Source organism: Guyparkeria sp. WRN-7, from assembly GCF_001641825.1.
In the GTDB taxonomy this organism is placed as follows: Bacteria; Pseudomonadota; Gammaproteobacteria; order Halothiobacillales; family Halothiobacillaceae; genus Guyparkeria.
The window spans coordinates 67,423-91,272 of the sequence record NZ_LRFH01000015.1 but is presented as its reverse complement, the minus strand read 5'-3'; the positions used below and the strand labels follow the sequence as shown (position 1 = coordinate 91,272).

Annotated in this window: 26 protein-coding genes; 9 read left to right on the top strand and 17 right to left on the bottom strand. The window is 65.8% G+C overall.

What is annotated here, in order from left to right:
• Nucleotides 1–124 precede the first annotated feature (124 nt).
• Complete coding sequence (locus tag AWR35_RS07575; RefSeq protein WP_058575352.1) at nucleotides 125–829, top strand: hypothetical protein; 705 nt, start codon at nucleotides 125–127, stop codon at nucleotides 827–829.
• 27 nt (nucleotides 830–856) lie between these two features.
• On the opposite strand, the gene AWR35_RS07570 is transcribed toward AWR35_RS07575, so the two are convergent.
• The 11 genes from AWR35_RS07570 to AWR35_RS07520 form a co-directional block, all read right to left on the bottom strand.
• On the bottom strand, nucleotides 857–2,458 hold the full coding sequence (locus tag AWR35_RS07570; RefSeq protein ID WP_058575351.1) for a peptide chain release factor 3: 1,602 nt from the start codon (nucleotides 2,456–2,458) through the stop codon (nucleotides 857–859).
• A gap of 67 nt (nucleotides 2,459–2,525) precedes the next feature.
• Complete coding sequence (rimI, locus tag AWR35_RS07565) at nucleotides 2,526–2,990, bottom strand: ribosomal protein S18-alanine N-acetyltransferase (protein ID WP_058575350.1); 465 nt, start codon at nucleotides 2,988–2,990, stop codon at nucleotides 2,526–2,528.
• Nucleotides 2,987–3,487 (bottom strand): hypothetical protein, encoded by a 501-nt coding sequence (locus tag AWR35_RS07560; RefSeq protein WP_058575349.1) that lies wholly within the window; start codon nucleotides 3,485–3,487, stop codon nucleotides 2,987–2,989. Before AWR35_RS07560 ends, rimI begins: the two co-directional genes overlap by 4 nt.
• A gap of 15 nt (nucleotides 3,488–3,502) precedes the next feature.
• Entirely contained in the window at nucleotides 3,503–5,050 is a 1,548-nt protein-coding gene (locus AWR35_RS07555; RefSeq protein WP_058575348.1) for a 2-isopropylmalate synthase, read from the bottom strand.
• Nucleotides 5,051–5,286: 236 nt separating this feature from the next.
• A complete protein-coding gene (gene pssA, locus AWR35_RS07550) occupies nucleotides 5,287–6,066 on the bottom strand; it encodes a CDP-diacylglycerol--serine O-phosphatidyltransferase (RefSeq protein WP_058575347.1) in 780 nt (259 codons plus the stop codon).
• 42 nt (nucleotides 6,067–6,108) lie between these two features.
• The gene (gene ilvC, locus AWR35_RS07545) at nucleotides 6,109–7,125 is read right to left on the bottom strand and encodes a ketol-acid reductoisomerase (protein WP_058575346.1); all 1,017 of its coding nucleotides are present in this window, start codon (nucleotides 7,123–7,125) and stop codon (nucleotides 6,109–6,111) included.
• 65 nt (nucleotides 7,126–7,190) lie between these two features.
• Nucleotides 7,191–7,691 (bottom strand): acetolactate synthase small subunit, encoded by a 501-nt coding sequence (ilvN, locus tag AWR35_RS07540; RefSeq protein ID WP_058575345.1) that lies wholly within the window; start codon nucleotides 7,689–7,691, stop codon nucleotides 7,191–7,193.
• 12 nt (nucleotides 7,692–7,703) lie between these two features.
• The gene (locus AWR35_RS07535) at nucleotides 7,704–9,404 is read right to left on the bottom strand and encodes an acetolactate synthase 3 large subunit (RefSeq protein WP_058575344.1); all 1,701 of its coding nucleotides are present in this window, start codon (nucleotides 9,402–9,404) and stop codon (nucleotides 7,704–7,706) included.
• Nucleotides 9,405–9,808: 404 nt separating this feature from the next.
• Nucleotides 9,809–10,753, bottom strand: coding sequence for a hypothetical protein (locus AWR35_RS07530; protein ID WP_058575343.1), 945 nt, complete (start codon nucleotides 10,751–10,753; stop codon nucleotides 9,809–9,811).
• A gap of 208 nt (nucleotides 10,754–10,961) precedes the next feature.
• Nucleotides 10,962–11,195, bottom strand: coding sequence for a sulfurtransferase TusA family protein (locus tag AWR35_RS07525; RefSeq protein WP_058575484.1), 234 nt, complete (start codon nucleotides 11,193–11,195; stop codon nucleotides 10,962–10,964).
• Nucleotides 11,196–11,216: 21 nt separating this feature from the next.
• A complete protein-coding gene (locus AWR35_RS07520) occupies nucleotides 11,217–11,537 on the bottom strand; it encodes a rhodanese-like domain-containing protein (protein ID WP_058575342.1) in 321 nt (106 codons plus the stop codon).
• 160 nt (nucleotides 11,538–11,697) lie between these two features.
• Here AWR35_RS07520 and AWR35_RS07515 point away from each other — a divergent pair, with 160 nt between their 5' ends.
• The 4 genes from AWR35_RS07515 to soxB all read left to right on the top strand — a co-directional run bounded on the left by AWR35_RS07515 (nucleotide 11,698) and on the right by soxB (nucleotide 16,832).
• The gene (locus AWR35_RS07515; protein ID WP_197408172.1) at nucleotides 11,698–13,086 is read left to right on the top strand and encodes a M48 family metalloprotease; all 1,389 of its coding nucleotides are present in this window, start codon (nucleotides 11,698–11,700) and stop codon (nucleotides 13,084–13,086) included.
• Nucleotides 13,087–13,441: 355 nt separating this feature from the next.
• On the top strand, nucleotides 13,442–13,804 hold the full coding sequence (soxX, locus tag AWR35_RS07510) for a sulfur oxidation c-type cytochrome SoxX (protein WP_197408171.1): 363 nt from the start codon (nucleotides 13,442–13,444) through the stop codon (nucleotides 13,802–13,804).
• A gap of 51 nt (nucleotides 13,805–13,855) precedes the next feature.
• Nucleotides 13,856–14,719, top strand: coding sequence for a sulfur oxidation c-type cytochrome SoxA (soxA, locus tag AWR35_RS07505; protein WP_082664000.1), 864 nt, complete (start codon nucleotides 13,856–13,858; stop codon nucleotides 14,717–14,719).
• Nucleotides 14,720–15,026: 307 nt separating this feature from the next.
• The gene (soxB, locus tag AWR35_RS07500; RefSeq protein ID WP_058575339.1) at nucleotides 15,027–16,832 is read left to right on the top strand and encodes a thiosulfohydrolase SoxB; all 1,806 of its coding nucleotides are present in this window, start codon (nucleotides 15,027–15,029) and stop codon (nucleotides 16,830–16,832) included.
• An 85-nt stretch (nucleotides 16,833–16,917) separates the two neighbouring features.
• On the opposite strand, the gene AWR35_RS07495 is transcribed toward soxB, so the two are convergent.
• Nucleotides 16,918–17,454 carry an asparaginase domain-containing protein gene (locus tag AWR35_RS07495; protein WP_058575338.1) on the bottom strand — a complete coding sequence of 179 codons (537 nt, stop codon included), beginning with the start codon at nucleotides 17,452–17,454 and terminating at the stop codon, nucleotides 16,918–16,920.
• Nucleotides 17,455–17,575: 121 nt separating this feature from the next.
• Between AWR35_RS07495 and AWR35_RS07490 the strand changes: the two genes are divergently transcribed.
• Genes AWR35_RS07490 through moaB form a run of 4 tightly spaced genes read left to right on the top strand, consistent with a single transcriptional unit; the run spans nucleotide 17,576 to nucleotide 20,088 of the window.
• A complete protein-coding gene (locus AWR35_RS07490) occupies nucleotides 17,576–17,914 on the top strand; it encodes a DUF3579 domain-containing protein (protein WP_058575337.1) in 339 nt (112 codons plus the stop codon).
• The gene (gene rimO, locus AWR35_RS07485) at nucleotides 17,911–19,314 is read left to right on the top strand and encodes a 30S ribosomal protein S12 methylthiotransferase RimO (RefSeq protein ID WP_058575336.1); all 1,404 of its coding nucleotides are present in this window, start codon (nucleotides 17,911–17,913) and stop codon (nucleotides 19,312–19,314) included. Before AWR35_RS07490 ends, rimO begins: the two co-directional genes overlap by 4 nt.
• On the top strand, nucleotides 19,314–19,553 hold the full coding sequence (locus AWR35_RS07480; RefSeq protein WP_058575335.1) for a DUF3565 domain-containing protein: 240 nt from the start codon (nucleotides 19,314–19,316) through the stop codon (nucleotides 19,551–19,553). Before rimO ends, AWR35_RS07480 begins: the two co-directional genes overlap by 1 nt.
• Before the next feature lie 13 nt (nucleotides 19,554–19,566).
• Nucleotides 19,567–20,088 (top strand): molybdenum cofactor biosynthesis protein B, encoded by a 522-nt coding sequence (gene moaB, locus AWR35_RS07475; RefSeq protein ID WP_058575334.1) that lies wholly within the window; start codon nucleotides 19,567–19,569, stop codon nucleotides 20,086–20,088.
• 4 nt (nucleotides 20,089–20,092) lie between these two features.
• Here moaB and AWR35_RS07470 read toward each other — a convergent pair whose 3' ends face one another.
• From AWR35_RS07470 to ribB, 5 genes are read right to left on the bottom strand one after another with little or no spacing between them, the layout of a single operon-like run.
• Nucleotides 20,093–20,617 carry a phosphatidylglycerophosphatase A gene (locus AWR35_RS07470; RefSeq protein WP_058575333.1) on the bottom strand — a complete coding sequence of 175 codons (525 nt, stop codon included), beginning with the start codon at nucleotides 20,615–20,617 and terminating at the stop codon, nucleotides 20,093–20,095.
• Entirely contained in the window at nucleotides 20,614–21,594 is a 981-nt protein-coding gene (gene thiL / locus AWR35_RS07465) for a thiamine-phosphate kinase (protein ID WP_058575332.1), read from the bottom strand. Before thiL ends, AWR35_RS07470 begins: the two co-directional genes overlap by 4 nt.
• Nucleotides 21,595–21,610: 16 nt before the next feature.
• Nucleotides 21,611–22,138, bottom strand: a complete 528-nt coding sequence (gene nusB / locus AWR35_RS07460) for a transcription antitermination factor NusB (protein ID WP_058575331.1) — start codon at nucleotides 22,136–22,138, stop codon at nucleotides 21,611–21,613.
• Nucleotides 22,139–22,144: 6 nt separating this feature from the next.
• Nucleotides 22,145–22,627 (bottom strand): 6,7-dimethyl-8-ribityllumazine synthase, encoded by a 483-nt coding sequence (gene ribE / locus AWR35_RS07455; protein ID WP_058575330.1) that lies wholly within the window; start codon nucleotides 22,625–22,627, stop codon nucleotides 22,145–22,147.
• Between the two features lie 24 nt (nucleotides 22,628–22,651).
• Nucleotides 22,652–23,764, bottom strand: coding sequence for a 3,4-dihydroxy-2-butanone-4-phosphate synthase (gene ribB, locus AWR35_RS07450; RefSeq protein WP_058575329.1), 1,113 nt, complete (start codon nucleotides 23,762–23,764; stop codon nucleotides 22,652–22,654).
• Nucleotides 23,765–23,850: the final 86 nt, after the last annotated feature.

Sequence of the window (23,850 nt, the reverse complement as noted above, 5' to 3'; positions counted from 1 at the left end):
AACATAACGCCATTTTCTCGACCGGCGCAAGACAATGTCCGCCCTGACTTGCCCCGGTCGCGCGGGGCTGATTAAATCCCGGCTCGGGTCGTTGCCCGCCACCCCATTCCACCCGGAAACCGCCATGTTCCGCCAGCTGCCTTTCCCCTCGCCGATCGCCACCAGAACCCTGCTTGGTGCGCTTCTGACCGTCGCCCTGCTGACCGGCTGCGACCGCTCGCCGCCGGATCACGCCTTCCTTCCCTGGGACATCACGGTGAACGAGGCAGGAAAGGTCTCGGTCTTCGGTGTCACGCTGGGGGAATCGACCCTGCTGGACTTCAAGCGTCTCTACGACCAGAAGGCGGACCTGGCGATTTTCACCAAGGCGGGCGAACCGATGACACTGGAGGCCTACTTCGGGCAGATGTCGGTGGGGCCGCTGGCGGCCAAGGTGGTACTGATCGCCGAGGTGGATACGGCCACGCTGGAGCGCTGGGCCGAGGCCTCGCGCATCGCCGACCCGACCCCGTCCGGGGCACGCAAGCTGTCGATGTCGGACGAGGCGCTGATTGAGGCGCAGGACAAGCCGATCCGCTCGATCAGCTACGCACCCAGTGCAGACTACGACGAGGAGCTGATCCGGCGGCGTTTCGGCGATCCGGCCGAGATTCGCACCCTCGCCGACGGGCGCGACGAGGACGAGGAACCGGCCGAGCTGTGGCTCTATCCCGACAAGGGCCTGCTGATCACGGTCGAACCCGGCGACAAGGAGCTGTTCCAGTACATCAATCCGGGCCAGTTCGACCGCCTGCTCGCCGGCACGGTAACCAAGCCCACGAAGCGATAAACGCCCCGAGCGGGCGAGTCGACAGGCTCAGTCCGTGCTGTAGTCGCCGTGCTCGCGGGTGGCGAGGAAGCGCACCTCGGGCCAGCGCTCCTGGGCCATCTGCAGGTTGACTCGCGTCGGCGCGATGTAGACCAGGTCGCCGGCATGGTCGAGGGCCAGGTTCGCCTGGTTCTTGTTCTTGAACTCCTCGAAACGCTTGGCATCGTCGCACTCCACCCAGCGGGCGGTGTTGACGTTGACCGCCTCGAAGCGGCAATCGACCTTGTACTCGTCCTTGAGGCGCTGGGCGACCACGTCGAACTGCAGCACGCCCACCGCACCGAGGATCAGGTCGTTGTTGGTCATCGGCCGATAGAGCTGGGTCGCGCCCTCCTCACACAGCTGCGAGAGCCCCTTGAGCAACTGCTTGGACTTGAGCGGGTCCTTGAGCTGCGCGCGGCGGAACAGTTCCGGGGCGAAGTTGGGGATGCCGGTGAAGGCCAGCTTCTCGCCCTCGGTGAAGGTGTCACCAATCCGCACCGTGCCGTGGTTGTGGATGCCGATGATGTCGCCGGCCTGTGCCGTCTCCAGCCGCACCCGGTCGGAGGACATGAAGGTCAGGGCGTCCGGGATCTTCACGTCGCGGCCCAGACGCACGTGGTGCGACTTCATGCCGCGGCGGAACTCGCCCGAACAGATGCGCAGGAACGCGATCCGGTCGCGGTGCTGCGGGTCCATGTTCGCCTGGATCTTGAAGACGAACCCGGTGAACTTGTCCTCCGACGGCTCGACCGTGCGGCCGGTCGCTTCGCGCGGCTGCGGCGCCGGCGCGTACTCGACGAAGTCATCCAGCAGCGACTGCACGCCGAAGTTGTTCATCGCCGAACCGAAGTACACCGGCGTCTGCTCGCCCCTGAGGTACGCCTCGAGGTCGAACTCGTCGGCGGCCCCCTGCACCAGCTCGATCTCGTCACGCAACTCGTCCGCCTGGCCGCCGATGCGCTCGTCGAGCTCGGGGTTGTCGAGCCCCTTGATCGCCTCGACCTCCTGGTCGCGCGTGCCGTCGGCGGTGCCGTACAGGTAGGTGGTGTCCTGCGCCAGGTGGTAGATGCCGCGGAAACGCTTGCCGCTGCCGATCGGCCAGGTCACCGGGGCGCAACGGATGTCGAGCACCGTCTCGACCTCGTCGAGGAGCTCGAGCGGGTCCCGCCCTTCGCGGTCGAGCTTGTTGACGAAGGTCATGATCGGCGTGGTGCGCAGACGGCAGACCTCCATCAGCTTGATGGTGCGTGCCTCGACGCCCTTGGCCGCGTCGATCACCATCAGCGCCGAGTCGACCGCGGTCAGAACGCGATAGGTATCCTCGGAGAAGTCCTCGTGACCCGGGGTGTCGAGCAGGTTGACGATCCGCTCGCGGTAGGGGAACTGCATCACCGACGAGGTCACCGAAATGCCCCGCTCCTTCTCCATCGCCATCCAGTCGGAGGTGGCGTGGCGCCCGGACTTCTTGCCCTTGACCGTGCCGGCGAGCTGGATCGCGCCGCCGAACAGCAGCAGCTTCTCGGTCATGGTGGTCTTGCCCGCGTCCGGGTGCGAGATGATCGCAAACGTCCGCCGGCTGGAGTAATCGTTTTCGGGTGTGGTGCTCATGAATTCTCGGCTAGGGCATTGCTCGGTCCGCCGCGGAGCTAACGCCGACGGGCCGGTAAAAACGTGATCAGGACAGCAGGCGGCGCATCACGCGCGCGTCCTCGCGTCCGCTTGGGGCCGGATAATACGCCTTTCGGTGACCGATATCCGCGAAGCCGGCGTTCTCGTAGAGCCTGATGGCCGCCCGGTTGCCGGCACGCACCTCGAGCAGCAGGCAAGCCGCCTGCATCGCTCGGGCACTGTCGAGCAGCCGCTCGAGCAGGAACCGGCCGACGCCTCGGCGCTGGAACGCCGGATCGACGCAGAGATTCAGCAGGTGCCACTCGTCGAGCACGGTCATCACGACCGAATAGCCGATCAGCGTCCCTTCGACAAAGGCGCCGTCGAGGCGGTAGCCGGCACGCAGGCAATCCTCGAACACCGCCTCGCTCCACGGATACGGATGGGCGGCCTCCTCGATGGCCAGGATCTCCGGCAGGTCCTCCCCGGCCAGGGCCGACCAGTCCCACGCCGGCTCCAGCACCCGACTCATCCCCGCGGCCGCCGGGCGCGCTCGGTCAGCACCCGCCACAGCCGTCGCTTGGCCTGCCCGTCGCCAGCCAGCGTCGACAACCCCCAGCGCTCGCCGCCGAGCACCAGCAGGTCGTCCTCACCCGTTTCGCAGGCGAGCCCGGCCACCCGCGCGATGGCCTCGGCCAGGGCGCGATGCGGCGATTCGGCCGTGACGCTCAGCCGATCAGCCGGTGCGGCCTCCGTCGGCTGCGGTGCGGCAACAGGGGTAACCGGCTCCGCCGGCACGTCGACGGGAGCCGCCGGCTCCGAGATCTCGGGGCTCAACTGCCGGGACGGGGTCCCGAACCGCTCGGCCATCTCGACGCCCTGCCTGTCATCGACGGGCGAGGCATCGGTGTCGGACTCGGCACCGTCGGCCACAGGCTCGCCGACGGGTAGCGGCACACGGCCGCTGGGCCGGAAGCCTTCGATGCCCAGCCAGCCGAGCGCCGCCTGCCGATCCACGCGCAGCCCCATGTCAGAGAGGACCGGTCACACGTCGCCCATCTGCGGATGGGCGCGCTTGGGCGGATGCTCGAGCCGCTCGATGGCGTTGAGGTAGGCCTTGGCCGAGGCGGTCACGATGTCGGTATCCGCGCCCTGACCGGTCACGATGCGCCCGGCACGCTCGAGGCGCACGTTGACCTCGCCCTGCGCATCCGTGCCGCTGGTGATGTTGTTGACCGAGTAGAGCTGCAGGTTCGCGCCCGAGGCGACGATCTTCTCGATCGCGGCCAGCGCGGCATCGACCGGGCCGGCCCCCGTGGCCGTGGCGGTCATCTCCTCACCGCGGATCGAGGCGGTGACAGTCGCCTCCGGGGTTTCGCCGGTCTCCGAGCAGACGTGCAGCGAGACCAGGCGGAAGGCCTCCTCCTGCTCGTCGTAGACCTCCGAGACCAGCGCCTGGATGTCCTCGTCGAAGATCTCGCGCTTCTTGTCCGCCAGCTCCTTGAAGCGACGGAAGGCATCGTTGAGCGCCTCCTCGCTCTCGAGCTCGACACCGAGGTCGTTCAGACGGCTCTTGAACGCGTTGCGCCCGGAGAGCTTGCCGAGCGACAGTCGGTTGGTCGACCAGCCGACGTCCTCGGCGCGCATGATCTCGTAGGTCTCGCGATGCTTGAGCACGCCGTCCTGGTGGATGCCCGACTCGTGCGCGAAGGCGTTGGCACCGACGATCGCCTTGTTCGGCTGCACCGGGTAACCGGTGATGGTGGAGACGAGCTTCGAGGTCGGCACAATCTGGGTGGCGTCGATGCGCGTCGAAACCCCGTAGACGTCCTGGCGCGTGCGGGTGGCCATGACCACTTCCTCGAGCGCGGCATTGCCGGCCCGCTCGCCGAGACCGTTGATGGTGCACTCGACCTGGCGGAAGCCCGAACGCACGGCCGCCAGCGAGTTGGCGACGGCGAGACCGAGATCGTTGTGGCAGTGCGTCGACCAGACGACCTTGTCCGAGCCCTTGACCCGGTCGATCAGGGTCGCCATCTGCTCGGCCCACTGGTCCGGGGTCGCGTAACCGACGGTGTCGGGTACGTTCAGGGTGGTCGCACCGGCCTCGATCACCGCCTCGAAGACGCGCACCAGGAAGTCCATGTCCGAGCGCACCGCGTCCTCGGCCGAGAACTCGACGTCGTCGGTGTATTCCCGGGCGATCTTGACCGCGTTCACCGCATGGCCGACCACCTCGTCCGGCGTCATGCGGAGCTTCTTCTCCATGTGGATCGGGCTGGTGGCGATGAAGGTGTGGATACGGCGCTTGGGTGCCGGCGAGACCGCCTCGCCGGCACGACGCACGTCCTTCTCGCCGGCGCGCGCCAGCGAGCAGACGGTGGAGTGCTGCACGTGCTCGGCGATCGTGCGGATGGCATTGAAGTCGCCTTCGCTCGCCGCGGCAAAACCGGCCTCGATCACGTCCACGCCCAGGCGTTCCAGCTGACGGGCGATGCGCAGCTTCTCGTCACGCGTCATGGACGCGCCCGGGCTCTGCTCGCCGTCGCGAAGCGTGGTGTCGAAGATGATCAAGGAGTCACTGCTGCTCATGGCAAAAACCTCAGGTATTACCGCCGGGTCGTCCCGTCGGCATGTCGTTGTCTAGTCGGTGGTCGCGTGGGTCGCCTCGCCAGGCCTCATCTCAATTGCCCCAGCGGGGCAGTCGCAGCAGCAGCGACAGGCAGACGCAACGCAGCCCGATCACCGAAGCGGTGACCGGGAGGGAAAAACGGGCTGCGCGGGAACGACTGCTCATGAGGCAACGGTAACGACGGCCGGGCCGCGATTCAAGACGAGCGCGAGGCCAGCCGGCGGCGCAAGCCGCGGCTCAACGCCCACAGTGGTGCCGAGAGCGCATAGCCACTCGCCACTACCCAGACCGTCAAGGCGAAATCCCTCAACGCGAGCACGAACACCAGGATCGCGATCGGCACGCTCAGGAACGACAGGCGCAGTCGCGGCGAAAGCCGCTTGCCGCTGAAGTACGGGAAGCTCGACACCATCAGCAGGCCGGTGGTGATCGTGATCACCCAGACCCAGCCCTGCTGCTCGTGAAACGCCAGCCCGTGTGCCTCGAAGAACCACACCATGCCCATCAGCACCGCGGCGGCCGCCGGCGAAGCCAGACCGACGAAGTAGCCCTTGTCGACCGTCTCCACCTGCACGTTAAAGCGCGCCAGGCGAATGGCGGCAGCCGCGGCGAAGACGAACGCGCCGAGCATGCCCCAGCGGTCGCCCATGCCCTGCAGGCTCCACAGGTAGACGATCAGGGCCGGGGCGATGCCGAAGGACACCACGTCGGAGAGCGAGTCGAACTGGACGCCGAACTCCGATTCGGTGCCGGTCATGCGCGCGACGCGCCCGTCCATTCCGTCGAGGATCATCGCGACGAACACGGACAGCGCCGCCGTGACGAATTCGCCCTGAACCGCCATCACTATCGCGAAAAAACCGGCGAACAGGGCGCCGGTCGTGAACAGGTTGGGCAGGAGATAGATCGCCTTGCGCCGCCGGCGCGCCGCCTGAGCTTCGCTCGGTTGCTGCTCGGTCTGCGTGTCGTGATCCATGCTCTGCCCTCCCGGGATTGCCTCGTGCGACGGGCCCCGCGATCAGTTGCGGGACTTGTCGACGATCTTGTTCGCGCTGATCCACGGCATCATGCCGCGCAGGCGCTCGCCGACCTGCTCGATCGGGTGGGCGGCGTCCTGACGACGGCGTGCCGTCATGGAAGGGTAGTTCAGTGCCCCCTCGTTGATAAAGCGCTTGGCGTACTCGCCGCTCTGGATGTTGGCCAGTGCCTCGCGCATCGCCTGACGGGACTCCTCGTTGATCACCTTCGGGCCGGTGACGTACTCGCCGTACTCGGCGTTGTTGGAGATCGAGTAGTTCATGTTGGCGATGCCGCCCTCGTACATGAGGTCGACGATCAGCTTGAGCTCGTGCAGGCACTCGAAGTAGGCCATCTCGGCCGGGTAGCCCGCCTCGGTCAGGGTCTCGAAACCGGCACGGACCAGCTCGACGGTACCGCCGCAGAGCACGGCCTGCTCACCGAACAGGTCGGTTTCGGTCTCGTCCTGGAAGGTGGTCTCGATGATGCCGGTACGGCCGCCGCCGATGCCGGAGGCGTAGGACAGCGCGATGTCCTTGGCCTTGCCGGAGGCATCCTGGTGGATCGCGATCAGGTCCGGGATGCCGCCGCCACGGGCGAACTCGGAGCGTACGGTGTGGCCCGGGGCCTTCGGCGCGATCATGATCACGTCGAGGTCCTTGCGCGGAGTGACCTGGTTGTACAGGACGGAGAAGCCGTGAGCGAACGCCAGGGTGGCGCCTTCACGCAGGTTCGGCTCGATCTGGTTGGCGTAGATCTCGGCGTGGTTCTCGTCCGGTGCCAGCACCATGACCACGTCGGCCCAGGCAGAAGCCTCCTCGATGGTCTTGACGGTCAGGCCTTCGCCCTCGGCCTTCTGCTGCGAGCCGGAACCGGCACGCAGGCCGATCGCGACCTCGACACCCGACTCCTTGAGGTTCAGCGCGTGGGCGTGGCCCTGCGAACCGTAGCCGATGATGGCGACTTTCTTGCCCTGGATCAGGGAGAGGTCGCAGTCCTTGTCGTAGTAAACCTGCATGGTGATGTCACTCCAGTCTTGTTGATTCGGATCTGTTGATTCGGAAATGGGGATTGGGGCGAGGCTCAGACCTCGGGGACCAGCATGCCGCGCGGGCCGCGGGAGATGCCCAGCGCGCCCGAGCGCACGATCTCGACCACCGGGATCGAACCGAGCGCGTCGATGAAGGCATCCAGCTTGTTGCCCGGGCCGACCAGCTGCACGGTATAGCTGGACTCGGTCACGTCGATGATCTGGCCACGGAAGATGTCGGCCAGCCGGTAGACCTCCTCGCGCACGGCGTCGAAGGCCTGCAGCTTGACCAACATCAGCTCGCGCTCGATGTGGGCGGTGTCGGCCATGTCCTGCACCTTGACCACGTCGATCAGCTTGTTGAGCTGCTTGACGATCTGCTCGATCACCTGCTCGTCGCCGCTGGTCACCAGCGTCAGGCGCGAGAGGGACTCGTCATGGGTGGGTGCCACGCACAGCGACTCGATGTTGTAGCCACGTGCCGAGAACAGCCCGGCCACCCGGGAGAGCGCGCCGGCCTCGTTTTCCATCAGGATCGAGATGATGTGTCGCATATCAGGCCGCCCTCACACCAGGATCATTTCGTTGAGGCCCGCGCCGGCGGGGACCATCGGGTAGACGTTCTCTTCCGGATCGGTCTGGAAGTCCATGAAGACCAGCCGGTCCTTCATGGCGAACGCCTCCTTGAGCGCGCCCTCGACGTCGGACGGCTTCTCGATGCGCATGCCGACGTGGCCGTAGGACTCGGCCAGCTTGACGAAGTCCGGCAGGGACTCCATGTAGCTCATCGCATAGCGGCCGGAGTAGAAGAACTCCTGCCACTGGCGGACCATGCCGAGATAGCCGTTGTTGAGGCTGACGATCTTGACCGGCAGGTTGTACTGCAGCGCCGTCGACAGCTCCTGGGAGCACATCTGGATACTGCCCTCGCCAGTGATGCAGGCGACCTCCTCGTCGGGGTGCGCCCACTTGGCGCCCAGCGCGGCCGGCAGGCCGAAGCCCATCGTGCCGAGGCCGCCGGAGTTGATCCAGCGATGCGGCTTGTTGAAGCCGTAGTATTGCGCGGCCCACATCTGGTGCTGGCCGACGTCGGAGGTGACGAACGCGTCGCCCTTGGTGACCTCCCACAGCTTCTGCACGACGTACTGCGGCTTGATGATCTCGTCGGACCACTTGTAGTCCAGGCACTTCATGCCGCGCCACTGCTCGATCTGGTCCCACCAGGCCTCGAGCGCCTTGGTCTTCTTGGCGCCACCGGCCTGGTTGACCAGCTCGATCATCTCGGTGAGCACCGACTTGACCGCGCCGACGATCGGCACGTCGACGACCACGTTCTTCGAGATCGAGGACGGGTCGATGTCGACGTGGACGATCTTCGCGTGCGGGCAGAACTTGGACAGGTCGCCGGTGACGCGGTCGTCGAAGCGCGCACCGATGGCGATCAGGACATCGCAGTGGTGCATGCCCATGTTCGCCTCGTAGGTGCCGTGCATGCCGAGCATGCCGAGGTGCTGCTTGTCGCTCGACGGATAGGCGCCCAGGCCCATCAGCGTCTGCGTGATCGGGTAGCCGAGTTTCTGCGTGAAGTGGGTCAGCTCGTCGCCCGCGCGGCCGAGCACCACGCCGCCACCGGTGTAGATCATCGGCCGCTCGGCGTTGACGATCAGGTCGACCGCCTTGCGGATCTGCCCGGAGTGGCCCTTCTCGGTCGGCTGATACGAGCGCATCGCGACCTTCTCGGGGTACTCGAACGGGATCTTGACCTTCGGGTCAGTGACATCCTTGGGGATGTCGACCACGACCGGACCCGGGCGACCGGTGGTCGCGACGTAGAACGCCTTCTTGATGGTCTCGGCCATCTCGCTGACGTCCTTGACCATGAAGTTGTGCTTGACGCAGGGACGCGTGATGCCGACGTTGTCGACTTCCTGGAAGGCGTCGTTGCCGATCAGCGCACTGTGGACCTGGCCGGTGAAGACCACCAGCGGGATGGAGTCCATGTGCGCCGTGGCGATACCGGTGACGGCGTTGGTCGCCCCCGGGCCGGAGGTGACCAGCACGACACCCGGCTTGCCCGTCGCGCGGGCAAAGCCGTCGGCCATGTGCACTGCGCCCTGCTCGTGACGCACGAGCACGTGCTGGACCTCTTCCTGCTGGAACAGGGCATCGTAGATATGAAGGACCGCCCCACCGGGGTAGCCGAAGACCGTATCGACCCCTTCCGACTTGAGGCACTCGACCAGGATTTCACCGCCGGACAATTCCACGAGAGTACTCACCTCGAAACTTGCGCGTTTCACTGACTAAATGGCTTGACGACCGGCCTGGGCGCGGGCATGCCCCGCATGCCGATCATCCGATTTCGGGGCAACCTTCCCCGCATCCGGGATACGGCCCCGGATGGTCGTCCACTTCTCATTGAGTTTGCTCGAAAGCAAAGAGTGCAACGCGATCAACGCAGCCCATGACGACGGCAGCCCGCCCAGGCGGTGAGATCGTCACCGGCCGGACAGGCTGCCATCAACCGCGGATGCGCCCGTTAGGGCCCGGCGGTCTCAATCGTAGACTGGGCAATATAACGCGTTATTGGACAGATTTCACCACTTTGGACGCATTTCGTCCGACCGTGGAGAGCGGCCGAACAAAGCATGGCGGCGAACGTCAGAGGGGATCAGAAGGTTCCGAACCCGCCTCCCGAACGCTCTTTCCTCTGGATCTCGCCATCGACCACCGCGATCAGCAGCTTGTTGATGGCATCCGGGGCAGAACGTAGCTTAAAGAACGACGCCTCGCCGCCCATCATCGGCAGGTCGGGGAAGAACAGCGCCATGCGGAAACGCAGGTTGAGCGTCTCGGCGGCATTGCCGTCCAGCAGGACCGGGTACGGCAGGAAGGCGTAACCGCGCGGGGCGTCATGATCGACCGCCTGCACCAGCGCCGCACCGTGGGCGTTGGGATCATCGGTCTGCATTGCCACGCCGTAGACGATCTGGCGCTTGCCGGGGATCTCCACGCGGTAGACCAGCTCGGTTCCCAGCTCGCCGTTCTTCACCCGCTCGGTGATCTGGCGATCGGCCGAGGAAAAACCGGGGAAGCTGCCCAGGTCGACCGGGTCGACGAAGGTTTCCAGGCCGAAGGCGTACTGGTAGGTGCGCAGGTTGGCCTTCGAGATCGGCTCGCCGCCGAAGTAGCCCGTGGCTCCCAGCGCCCCGGCCAGCGCCTGGAAGGCCGACTCGTTGTCACCTTCGAGGCGGTAGCCGTGGGCAATGTACTGCGGGTTCTGGTAGCTGATGCGCGTCTCGCCCCCGGTTTGCTCGAAGGCGATGCTGACAACGGCACCGTACCCGCCTCGCTTGCTCTTCGAGGCCGTCTCTCGCAACGCATCGCTGCTCACGGCCAGGACGCGGACGCCCTCGGTCGGGGCATAGCCGCCGACCACATCCAGCCCCTCGGCTGCGAGTTTCGCTCTGGCGGCCGCCACGGCCGCCTCGACGTCGCCGGCGAACGGCGTACCCTCGACGAACGGCTGAAATTCGGCCCGAGCCAGGCCGGTAAACGAAAGAAGAACCAAAAAGCTGCTCATCAGCAGCACGCGAACGGAACGGGCTTGCCCCATGACTCATCACTCCCTTGTCAATACGCTTTGTCGTTATAGTCTTTGACAAAACCGACAATACGCCAGAACCGCGTGGAACACCTAGCCCGGACATCAGGGGCGATACCCGGCGGGCGACCTCGCCAGCCAAGCGGCGTTCCGGTGCTCCCTCCTCCATTGAGGGCTTGTCGCAGCGAATCAGCGCGCCACGTCCTCCCGGAACGACCTGCTATTCGCTGCGCGCCAGCTCGACTCGCAACACGTCGTCCTGCCAGGCCAGCGAAACCAGACGGTGCCCAGCCCGCTCGCAATAGGCCTTGAAGTCGCTCTCCGCGCCCTGATCGGTCGCCAGCACCACGACCGACTGGCCCGGTGCGGCCGTGGCAATCGCCTTGCGCGCCTTGAGCAGCGGCATCGGACAGGACAGCCCGCGCGCGTCGACCTCGATCACGTCATCCGCCATCACCACCCCCTCTCACTCGACTCACTTGTCCGGCGCGAGCAGCGGCAAGCCGGAGCCGGCCCACAGCATGACGCCACCTTCGAGATTGAACAGCCGCTCGACACCCTGACCGGCGAGATACTGGCACGCCTGCGCCGAACGCGCGCCGCTGTGACAATAGACGACCACGTCCTGGTCGACGCGGAACCGGTCGATGCTCATCGGCACCATGTGCAGGGGAATCAGCGTCGCGCCCTCGATAACGCCGCGGTCCGTTTCCGCCGGACCGCGCACATCGAACAACGCCACCTCGTCGAGGCGGTCCTTGAGTTCATCGGCCGTGATGTTGCCGTAAGCTGCCATAATCGTCTCCAAACCGGTCACGTGATGAATGCGGGAAAGTCTAGCGGGCCGTGGCGCCCGGCGTCCATCGCGCCCTCGGACGCCCCGGCCGGCGAACCTGTGCCACGCTCTCCGGTCCAACGCGACTCATCCCATTCTCGGCATGCTGATGACACGACCGATGCGCGCATTGTTACTGGGCCTTACCCTCCTCCTCGGCCAGCCGGCGATGGCCGATTATCGCCTGCCCGAGCTCGGCACGCCGGCCGACACCGTGCTGTCGCCGGAGGAAGAACGCCAGATCGGCGCCGAGGTCTTCGAGAAGCTGCGCGCCCGGGGCGGCGTGATCGAGGATGCCCTGCTCGACAGTTATCTCAACGATCTGGGCGTACGGCTGATGTCGTCGGCCTCGGGCACGCGCTTCGCCCCCAACCTGGTGATCGTCGACAACCCGACGATCAATGCCTTTACCGTGCCGGGCGGTCACATCGCGGTGTTTTCCGGCTTGATCCTCACCGCCGAGAACGAGAGCGAACTCTCCGGCGTGATCGCCCACGAGATTGCTCACGCCACCCAACGTCACATCGCCCACATGGTGGCCGCACAGACGGGGCACAACCTGACGGCCATCGCCGGGTTCATCGCCGGCGCGCTGCTGGGCGCCGTGGACCCGCAACTGGGCGCCGCCGTTGCCACCGCGGGGATGGCCGGCGCAGCGCAGAACGCCATCAACTACACGCGCATGCACGAGCGCGAGGCCGATCGACTGGCGCTCGACACGCTGCAACGGGCCGACATCGACCCGCGCGGCATGATCAGCTTCTTCGAAAAACTCCAGCGCCGCGCCGGCGGCTCGCCCAGCCGCCAGTTCGAGTTCCTCAGAACCCACCCGATGACGGCCGAACGCATCAGTTCGATCAAGAACCGTATCGCGCTGATACCCGCCACCCGCTTCGGCCAGACGGACAGCCAGGCATTCCGTCTCGCCCGGGCGCGCCTGGCCGGGCTCGAAGGACACTCAGGACTGGAGCTGGACGACCAGGCAGAGCGCTATCGCCGGGCAGTCGCCGCGCAACGCAACGGGCGCCACGACCAGGCCGTCGAACTGCTCGAACCACTGCATGAACGCCAGCCGGGTAATCGCTGGTTCGCACTGCCGCTCGCCCGCGCCCTGAACGATCAGGGCAACCGCAGCAAGGCCGACCGCATTCTGGACGACCTGATCGCCCTCTACCCCGGCGACACCACGCTGTTGCGGCTGGAGGTCGACTGGATGCTCGACCGGGGAGACACGGAGACGGCCTATCGCCGGGCGCGCGAAGCCGTGGAGGCCCGCCCCGACGACCCGGAGGCCGTGCTGGCGCTCTCCAAGGCGGCCAGCGCCGCCGGTCGGCCCATGGACCATCACGAACAACTGGGCCGCTACTTCCTGCTCCGGGGCAATCTGGTCGCCGCCCACCAGGAACTGGAGACGGCCTACACGTTCACGGCGGACAACCCGCGCGCCCAGGCCCGGATCGACTCGCTGCTCAACGAGATCGAGCGGCGAGCCGGGCAAACGGACGAGTAGGCCACGCGCGACCCGATTTCTGGCGTGAACCCGAAAACGGAACCCCGACGCAATGCGCCCCTGCCACCCTCGACCGGCGAGCACCCCGCCCGATCCTCTTGATTGGCGACAAACACCGGCATCCAATGAATTTTTCGCACTGAAAAACCGCCGTGACGCGGCTCGAGAGAACTGCGAATTTCAACAAACGCTAATAAATAAATTCATTGTGTCGCCATAAATTATTTTTTATTGTCTCGACTGTTCAGGCCACTAAAGTGGTACACGTCGAATCGATGAATGAGACAACTCACCAAGGCATCTCGGCGCTTTCTAGCGACCGCAGAGGAGGATAACAATGAAGAAGTTCACATCCGTGATCACCACGGCAGGCGCCGCCGCACTGCTCGCGGCCGGCATGGGTTTCTCCGGTGCCGTCGCGGCACAGGAAGAAGGCCTGTCCGACTCGGCCAAGAAAGGGAAAGAACTCGCTTTTGGCCGTAGCAAAGGCAACTGCCTCGCGTGCCACCAGATCCAGGGCGGCAACCTCGCGGGCAACATCGGCCCGGCCCTGATCGCCATGAAGGCGCGCTATCCGGACCGTGAAGAGCTCAAGAAGGTCATCTACGATCCGCGCGACAAGTTTGGCGACCAGACCATCATGCCGCCGTTCGGGGCCCACAAACTCCTGAGCGACGAGGAAATCGAGGCCATCACCGATTACATCCTCACGCTGTAAGACGCTCCAGGAATCAAACACAAAGACCCGAATTCAGTAGGAGACTCATAAATGAAACGCTTGATCTCTAGCATGCTCGCAGCCAGCGTACTGGCCACCGGCGGCGCCATCGCAGCCGATGCGGCGAACCCGTCCGACCCGGAGGAGTTTCGTCAGCTGATGGTTGAGTTCTACGAGGACCGTTATCCGGACGTTCCGTTCGAGGACTACAACATGGGCGTCTACGCCATCGATGATGACGCACGCTCGCAGTGGGAAGGCATGATGATCTTCCCGCAGACCGACGAGTACGTCGCCAAGGGCGAAGCCCTCTGGAACGAGTACACCCTGCCGAACGGCAAGAAGCTGTCCTCCTGCCTGGGCGAGGCCAAGGGCCTGCGCGCCAAGTACCCGTACTTCAACGAGAAGGACGGCAAGGTACACAGCCTCGGTCTGGACATCATCAACTGCCAGAAGAACGCCGGCGAAGCAGCCGACAAGGTCTGGGACCCGAAGAACAACTACAAGAAACTGGCTAACGTTCTTGCCTACCTCGCCAGCGAGTCCAACGGCATGACCAACCAGGTCCAGATCAACAGCGAAGGCGCCAAGGCTGCCTACAACCGCGGCAAGGAAGCATGGTTCCGCCGCACCGGCCGTCTGGACAACTCCTGTGCCGATTGCCACCAGTACCATGGCGGCAAGTACGCTCGCGCCGAGCACCTGCACATGAACCTGGGCAACACCACGCACATGCCGGTATTCCGCTACAGCAAGGGCAGCATGTTCACCCTGCACAAGCGCATGTACGGCTGCGTCCGTGACACCGGCACCATCCCGCCGAAGCAGTACTCGGACTACCTGCGTGACCTCGAGTTCTTCATGTCCTACAACGACAACGAGCTCGAGCTCAACGGCCCGAACATCCGCAAGTAAGCTCACGCTCTTGCGAGATCGAAAAAGCAGGCTTCGGCCTGCTTTTTTTATGCCCGGAACCCGGCTCGAACCGACCATGGGGCGAACCATGCCGGCCCTGCACCCATGCCAGGCATAAGTATTTTTTCTATCGTCGCGGGGGTCAGTATGGTTAAATGGCCCGGTTCAGTTTCCTGGCACTGCCCCCGAAGTGCCCACCGGGCTTGGGCCGGGTCAGGGAACCGGTAAAGATCCCTCGGATCCCTGCCCCCTGCTGCCAGCCGGGCCGGGAACTGACCCAAACTGAAAACGTAAAGGGGAGTTTTCAATGAGTCTTTCTCGTCGCGAATTTCTGCAGATGCTCGCCGTGGCCTCGGCCGCCGGCATCAACCTCGAGACCGCTCAGGCCGGCACCGGCACGCAGCGCGTCGCCAGCTCGGTCAAGGCGAACAACGCCTCGAGCAACATGTACGAAGTGCCGCGCTACGGCAACGTGTCGATCCTGCACATGACCGACATGCACGCCCAGCTCAAGCCGGTCTACTTCCGTGAGCCGAACATCAACCTGGGCGTGGGTTCCATGAAAGGCAACCCGCCGCACCTGGTTGGCGAGCACTTCCTCAAGTACTTCGGCCTCGAGCCGAACACCCCGGCCGCTCACGCCTTCACCTGCCTCGACTTCGCCGAAGCGGCCAAGAAGTACGGCAAGGTCGGCGGCTTTGCCCACCTGCTCACCCTGATCAAGCACATGCGCGAGCAGCGTCCGGGCGCCTTCCTGCTGGACGGCGGCGATAACTGGCAAGGCAACGCCCTGGCCCTGTGGACCGACGCCCAGAGCCAGATCGACGCGATGAAGATTGCCAAGCCGGACTTCTTCACCTCGCACTGGGAAGCGACCTACACCAAGGACCGCATGGTCGAGGGCATCAACGAGCTCGAGTCCGAGACGAACATGGCGTTCGTCGCCCAGAACATCCTGGACAGCGACTTCTACGAGCGCGTCTTCAAGCCGTACGTCATCCGCGAGCAGAACGGCGTTCAGGTTGCCGTCATCGGTCAGGCGTTCCCGTACACCCCGATCGCCAACCCGAGCTGGATGACCGAGGGCTGGACCTTCGGTATCCGCGACGACAAGATGCAGGAGACCGTCGACGCTGCCCGCGCCGAAGGCGCCGAAGTCGTCGTCGTCCTGTCGCACAACGGCATGGACGTGGACCTCAAGATGGCCAGCCGCGTTACCGGCATCGACGCCATCATGGGCGGCCACACCCACGACGCGGTTCCGACCCCGACCATCGTCAAGAACGCCGGCGGCCAGACCATCGTTTCCAACGCCGGCTCCAACGCCAAGTACCTGGGCGTGCTGGACCTCGACGTGCGCAAGGGCAAGGTGCAGGACTTCAAGTACCACCTGCTGCCGGTCTTCTCCGACTTCATCGAGCCGGACAAGGAGATGCAGGCGTTCATCGACAACGCCTACAACCAGGAAATCACTTTCCAGGGCAAGACGTTCAACGCCGGCGAGCGCACCAGCGACGTTCTGGCGACCAACGATGCCCTGCTCTACCGCCGCGGCAACTTCACCGGCACCTGGGACCAGCTAATCTGCGACGCGCTGATCGACGTCAACGACGCTCAGATCTCGTTCTCCCCGGGCGTTCGCTGGGGCACCTCGCTGATCCCGGGCGAGCCGATCACCTACGACGACCTGATGACCGAGGTGGGCCTGACCTATCCGAACGTCACCGTCAACGAGTTCACCGGCGAGCAGATCAAGGGCATCCTCGAGGACGTCTGCGACAACATCTTCAACACCGACCCCTACTACCAGCAGGGCGGCGACATGGTTCGCGTCGGTGGCCTGAAGTACGCCTGTGCGCCGAACGCCGAGAAGGGCAAGCGCATCCTGGACATGGAACTGGACGGCGAGCCGCTCGACCCGAAGAAGAGCTACAAGGTCGCTGGCTGGGCATCGGTCGCCAAGCCGGGCAACATCCCGGGCGACACCGGCGAGATGATCTGGGACCAGGTCGAGTCCTGGCTGCGTGACCAGAAGCACATCAAGCCGTTCGACCTCAACGAGCCGGTCCTCAAGGGCGTGGAAGGCAACCCGGGCATCACCAACAAGTGCTGATAACCCGGCCGCCCTCACTCGAGGGTGCCTGAAACGCAAAGCCCCGCCATTTGGCGGGGCTTTTTTATGTCCCTTGCAAATCCGATCAGTCCGGACGAAAGAGCCCGGCCGCGCGATCCTTCACCAGCCGGCCCAGCGGGCGCACCAGGCCACTCATGGCCACATACACGCCGGCCGCAGGACGAGACTGGACGAAACCCACGGCCAGCCCCAGATTGAGCGCAGATTCGACCCGATCAATCTCGTATGGCCGCATCGCGCCGGTCAGCACAACACAAGTCTCCGGGAACGCCCTGGCGAGCACCTCACCGGTCAGGTGGAGGGTATCCGTGCCGTGAATGACGACAACCGGGGCGTCCGGCGCTCGCCCGACCGCAGCCGACAACTCGGCAACAATCACCTCCCGATCGGCGTCGGTCATCTCGAGACTGTCCTTGCACACCGGCTGCAGCCAGTCGACGTCCAGGTTGTCGCGGGCCGATTCGAGGATCTCGCGGGCCGCCGGACTACCCGCCTCGACCACCAGTTGACCATCGACAGGTCGGTAGCACTTGTTGAACGTGCCTCCGGTGTCGACCACGATCACCTCGAAGCCCTCGCTGGAAACATGACGCGCCGTCATGGCAATTTCTCCCGTTCGGTTTCGCTGGCCGGATGCGTTTACCGGCCAAGTGAAGTAAAATGGCCGATTGATTCTAATCGACCCATCCACATTCGGTGCACGCCGAGCAAGCCACGACTTCATGGACAACCAGCCGAAACGCTACATCGTCGAGTCAGTGACCAAGGCCGGCGCCCGATTCCGCCCCAGCGACTGGATCGATCGCATCTCGAGCTGGGATGCGACGTTCGCCCAGCATCGCCTGGTGTACTCGCAGCGGCTGCATCCCGTGCTGCTCGACGGCCAGAAGATGCTGGTGATCGAACCCGAACTGAAGACGGCCAACCGACAGATGTTCGACTCGGTGATGCAGTTCATCGATCGCAACAACCTCAAGGTGTACGTCCAGTACCCGGATGGCCAGCTCGAGGAATTCAACGGCGACAACGCCCCCGTCCCCGCCGACGCAGCCCGCTCATGACCCACAATCCGCCGCGCATCGGCTTCATCAGCCTCGGATGCCCCAAGGCGCTGGTCGACTCCGAACGGATACTGACCCAGCTGCGGGCCGAGGGCTACGCGCTCTCCGACAGTTTCGAGGGCGCGGAGCTGGTAATCGTCAACACCTGCGGCTTCATCGACTCGGCCGTGCAGGAATCGCTCGACACCATCGGCGAGGCGCTGGACGAGAACGGCCGGGTGATCGTCACCGGCTGCCTAGGCGGGCGCGACGAGGGCGAGCTCGTACGTGAGGCCCATCCGAACGTGCTGGCCGTCACCGGCCCGCAGGCCTACCGCGAGGTGATGGACGCCGTCCACCAGCACCTGCCGCCCCGCTTCGATCCGTTTGTCGACGTCATGCCCGAGCCGGGCAGTGGCGAGAAGCCGTCGGTCGAACAGGTCACGCCGGCCATGGACGAGACCCTGCCCGCCCTCGACGACGAGGTGGGCGTCAAGCTGACCCCGCGCCACTACGCCTATCTCAAGATCTCCGAGGGCTGCAATCACCGCTGCAGCTTCTGCATCATCCCCAGCCTGCGCGGCGATCTGGTCAGCCGCCCGATCGGCGAGGTGATGACCGAGGCGGAGAATCTGGTCAACGCTGGCGTGCGCGAGCTGCTGGTCGTCTCGCAGGACACTAGCGCCTACGGCATCGACAGCCGCTACAAGCTCGACTTCTGGGGCGGGCGACCGCTCAAGACCCGCTTCCGCGAACTGGCCGCCGCGCTGGGCTCGCTGGACGCCTGGATCCGGCTGCACTACGTCTACCCCTACCCGCATGTCGACGACGTCGTCGAGCTGATGGCCGAGGGGTTGGTACTGCCGTACCTGGACATCCCGTTCCAGCATGCCAGCCATCGCATCCTCAAGTTGATGAAGCGCCCGGCCTCGAGCGAGAACGTGCTCAAGCGGATCGCCAAGTGGCGCGAGATCTGCCCGGAAATCACGATCCGCTCGACCTTCATCGTCGGCTTCCCGGGCGAGACCGAGGAAGACTTCCAGGAACTGCTCGACTTCCTCGACGAGGCGCAGCTCGATCGCGTCGGCGCCTTCGCCTACTCGCCGGTCGAGGGCGCGACGGCCAACGACTTGCCCGACCCGGTGCCGGAAGCGGTCAAGCAGGAACGTCTGGCGCGCTTCATGGAAAAGCAGGCGGCCATCAGCGCGGCCAAGCTCGCCCGGAAGGTCGGCGAGCGCATGCCGGTGCTCGTCGATGCGGTGGACGAATCGGGCGCGGTGGCGCGCAGCATGGCCGACGCCCCGGAGATCGACGGCGTGGTCTACCTGCCGGAGGTCACCGATGTGGCACCGGGCGATTTCGTCGAAGTCGAGATCGTCGAGGCGGACGAACACGACCTGTGGGGCGTCCCCGTTCCCTGATGGGCCGGGCCGAAGCACCGTTGCGAGCCATCCGCTCGTTTCACCGGGACGCCGAGGGGCACTGGTTCGCCCGGCTCGAGTGCGGCCACAATCAGCACACCCGTCACGACCCGCCCTGGATCAACCGCCCCTGGGTGGAGCACAGCCTGGGTCGCGTTGCCATGCTCGGCACTCTGCTGCCCTGCCGCAAATGCGCCGAGGGCTCCCCGACCGACCCGCTGCCCTACCCGGCCCCATGACAGGACATCGACGATGAGCGAAGAACGCCCCTTCAAGCCGCTGAACATCGCCGTGCTGACCGTCTCGGACAGCCGCAGCCTGGCCGAGGATCGCTCCGGTGACCGACTGGTCGAGCGCCTCGAGGGCGCCGGCCACACGCTGTTCGAACGCGAACTGCTGCCCGACGACATCTACCAGATTCGGGCCACGGTCTCGCGCTGGATCGCCGAGCCCGAATGCGACGTGGTGATCACCACGGGCGGCACCGGGCTGACCGGACGGGACGGCACCCCCGAGGCCGTCTCGGTGCTGTTCGACAAGACCATCGACGGCTTCGGGGAGATGTTCCGCTCGCTGTCCTTCCAGACCATCGGCAGCTCGACCCTGCAGTCGCGCGCCACGGCCGGCGTGGCCAACCGGACCTACCTGTTCGTCCTGCCCGGCTCGACCGGGGCCTGCACCGATGCCTGGGACAACCTGATCGAAAGCCAGCTCGACTACCGCAAGCGCCCCTGCAACCTGGTCGAGCTGATGCCGCGCCTCAACGAGCGCTGACGCCTCAGCCGCCGATGACCAGCAAGGTCCCCCAGGTGGCCGGCAGGGCGTAAGCGCCAGCGAGCAGATCGTCGACCATGATGCCGACACCGCCGCCGACCCGCCGGTCGAGCCAGTTGATCGGCCAAGGCTTGATCACGTCGAAGAGGCGGAACCAGGCGAAGATCAGCGCCAGTTCCCACCACGCCTCCGGCAGCACGATGAACACCGGCAACACCCCGACGATCTCGTCGAAGACGATCCCGCCATGGTCATGCACGCCCAGGCGTCGGCTGGCCTCCCCACACAGGTAGAACCCGACAAGGGACAGCCCCGCGGTCACCGCCAGGAGCAACCCGATGGTGGCCGCATCACCCCACGGCGCGGCGACGGTCACCAGCAGCCAGCCCAGCAGGATACCGGGCAGGGTGCCGACGGTGCCCGGCGCCTTCGGCGACAGGCCCGTGCCGAAACCGAAGGCAAGCCACATCACCGGGCTGCGGCCGAGATCCGTGATCCCGACGCGCCTGACGTCCTGTCGATCACTCATGCATCCGATCCCTGAAAATGGTTGTAGCCGCGCTGACCGGGCAAGGGCCGGCCGGAGCGCTCGCGGATCTCGCCGACAGCCCACTCGTCACGGAGCCGGCCGATAACGGTCAGCCCCCAGGCCGGGTCGAGCTCGAGCGACGGCGGCAGGGCCACGACCAGCTCGTAGTCGTCACCGCCACTGATCAACCGATCGAGGTCCTCCGGGCGGTCGTCCAGCCAGCGCCGCGCGGCGCCCGACAGGGGAATGGCATCCAGATCGATCTCGGCGGCCAGCCCGCTCGCCGCCAGCAGGTGACCGAGGTCCTGCAGCAGCCCGTCGGAGATATCCAGCCCGGCGGTCGCCCGGTCGCGCAACGCCTGCCCGGTCGCCAGCCGCGGCTCGGGGTGATCCAGCCTGGCGCGCAGGTAATCGCCGTCACCCGGGACAAGTGTCGCGGGCGCTTCGGCCTGCCCCAACGCCAGCAACAGCCCCAGGGCCGCGTCGCCGATCGTTCCGGTAACCGCGATCCGGTCTCCGGCACTCGCACCGGACCGCCGAATGGCCTTGCCCGACGGTACGGCTCCGAAGGCGGTGATCGAGAGGGTCAGCCGCGGCGCGCCGACGGTATCCCCGCCGATCAGGTCACAGCCCCAGCAGTCGGCTGCGTGGCGCAGCCCGCTGGAAAAGCGCTCCAGCCAGGCCGCATCCACGTCGGGCAGGCCCAGTGACAAGGTAAAGGCGAGCGGTAAGGCACCCATCGCGGCCAGATCGGACAGGTTGACCGCCAGCGCCTTGTGGGCGACAGCCTCGGGAGGGGTGGCGTCGGGAAAGTGGCGGGCGGCGATCAGCATGTCGGTGCCGATCGCGAGCTGGTGGCCAGCGGGCGGGTCGATCAGCGCGGCATCGTCACCAACGCCGAGGGCCACCTCGGAACGGGCGGAGGCCCAGTCGAAGTGGCGGCGGATCAGATCGAACTCGTCGGCCCCCGCTGCCATGCGACGTCCGGCCGGCTCAGTGCCCGCGACGCGGCTCGGCGGTGCGGACGCGGTCGGCCAGCCGGTCGAGCACACCGTTGACGTAGCGATGGCCGTCGGTTGCGCCGAAACGCTTGGCCAGCTCGACGGCTTCGTTGATCACGATCGCGCGCGGGGTTTCGATCATGTGCATCAGCTCGAACGCGCCCAGACGCAGGATGGCGTGCTCGATCGGGTCGAGTTCGCGTACCGGCCGATCCAGGTGCGGCTCGATGGCCGCATCCAGGTCGTCGGCATGCTGCTCGACGCCACGCAGGATGCGGCGGAACAGCTCGAGGTCGATGCGCAACATGAAGGCATCCTCCATGAACTGCGCCTCGAGCTGATCCACCGGCACCGGATTCATCAACTGCTGGTAGAGCCCCTGGGCGGCCCGCTCGCGAGCCCAACGACGCTGCTTGCGCGCCGGAGCGTTCTTGCCGCGCGGCGCGACCTTGCCTGCCTCGTCGGCATCATCCGGGCCGTCTTGCCGGGGCGGTTCGTCCTGGGGAAACTGCTTGATCATGAGCGTTTAGGCAATCTGGTCGATCTGATCGAGAAGGTTGACCATCTCGATGGCGGTGGCGGCCGCTTCCGCGCCCTTGTTGCCCGCCTTGCTGCCGGCGCGCTCCATCGCCTGATCGACGGTGTCGGTGGTCAGCACGCCGAAGATGACCGGCATGTCGAAGTCGGTGGCCACGCTGGCGATCCCCTTGGCCGCTTCGCCGGCGACATAGTCGAAGTGCGGCGTCGCGCCGCGGATGACCGCGCCAAGGCAGATGATGGCGTCGAACTTCTCGCTCGCGGCGACCCGCTGGGCGACCAGCGGCAGCTCGAACGAACCCGGCGCCATCACGACCGTGATCTGCGACGGGTCCACGCCATGTCGGCGCAGGGTGTCAATCGCGCCATCACGCAGTCGATCGACCACCTGAGCGTTCCAGCGCGTGGCCACGATCGCGTAACGTCCTGCGCGGGCCATCAGCCCGCCCTCGATCACCTGAAGCTCGTTCATGCCTGTCTGTCTCGTCTGCGGCGGTCAGTCCGCCTCGTCGTGAATGTAGTCGACCACTTCCAGGCCGAAGCCGGCCAGGGCATGGAATCGCTTGGGCGCGCTCATCACGCGCATCTGGCGAACACCCAGATCCTTGAGGATCTGCGCACCCACCCCATAGTTTCGCAGTTCTTCGACCTCGCCGCCGGCCGTCTCGGCCGATGGCTTCTCCCAACCCTGCAGCTGGCGCAACAGCTCGTCCTCGTTGGGCGTCGAACGCAGCACCACCGCGACGCCGGTCTCCATGTCGGCCAGACGCGAGAGCACGTCGGAGAACGGCCAGCCGCAGTCGCGGCCCTGCGGTTCGAACAGGTCGCAGACCGCGTGATGAACGTGCACCCGCACCGGCGTGGGCGTCTCGGCATCCGGGGTTCCGCGCACGGCGGCGAACTGCAGCTGGCCGCTGGTGAAATCCTTGTAGGCGTGCAACGTGAAGCGGCCGTGGCGCGTGTCGATGTCGGTCGCGAACTGATGCTCGACCGAGCGCTCGTGACGCATGCGATAGCGGATCAGGTCCTCGATCGAACCGATCTTGATGTCGTGCTCGGCGGCGAAGCGCTCCAGATCCGGGCGCCGGGCCATCGAGCCATCCTCGTTGAGGATCTCGACGATCACCGCCGCCGGCTCACGCGCCTCGGCCAGCCGGGCGAGATCCACGCCCGCCTCGGTATGACCGGCGCGTGCCAGCACGCCGCCGGGACGCGCCATCAACGGGAAGACGTGTCCCGGCTGGACGAGGTCGGTCGGCTTGGCTTCGGGCGCGACGGCGGTGCGGATCGTGGTGGCCCGGTCGGCGGCCGAGATGCCGGTGGTCACGCCGCGCGCGGCCTCGATCGACACGGTGAACGCCGTCTGGAATGCCTCGCGGGTGCGACTGACCATCAGCGGCAACTCGAGCTGTTCGCAGCGCTGCTGGCTCAGCGTCAGGCAGATGAGCCCCCGACCGTAACGCGCCATGAAGTTGATGTCCTCGGCGCGCGCCTGCTCGGCAAGCATCACCAGGTCGCCCTCGTTCTCGCGGTCCTCGTCATCGACGATGATGACCATGCGTCCGGCCCGAAGGTCGTCGAGGATCTCGTCAATGGGACTAAAGCTCATAGGGTCTCTCAGCGCGGTCGTTGAACGCCCGAAGGGCAGCCGGTGATTGTATCATTGCGCGACCGACTGTAGGCCACCAACCCGAC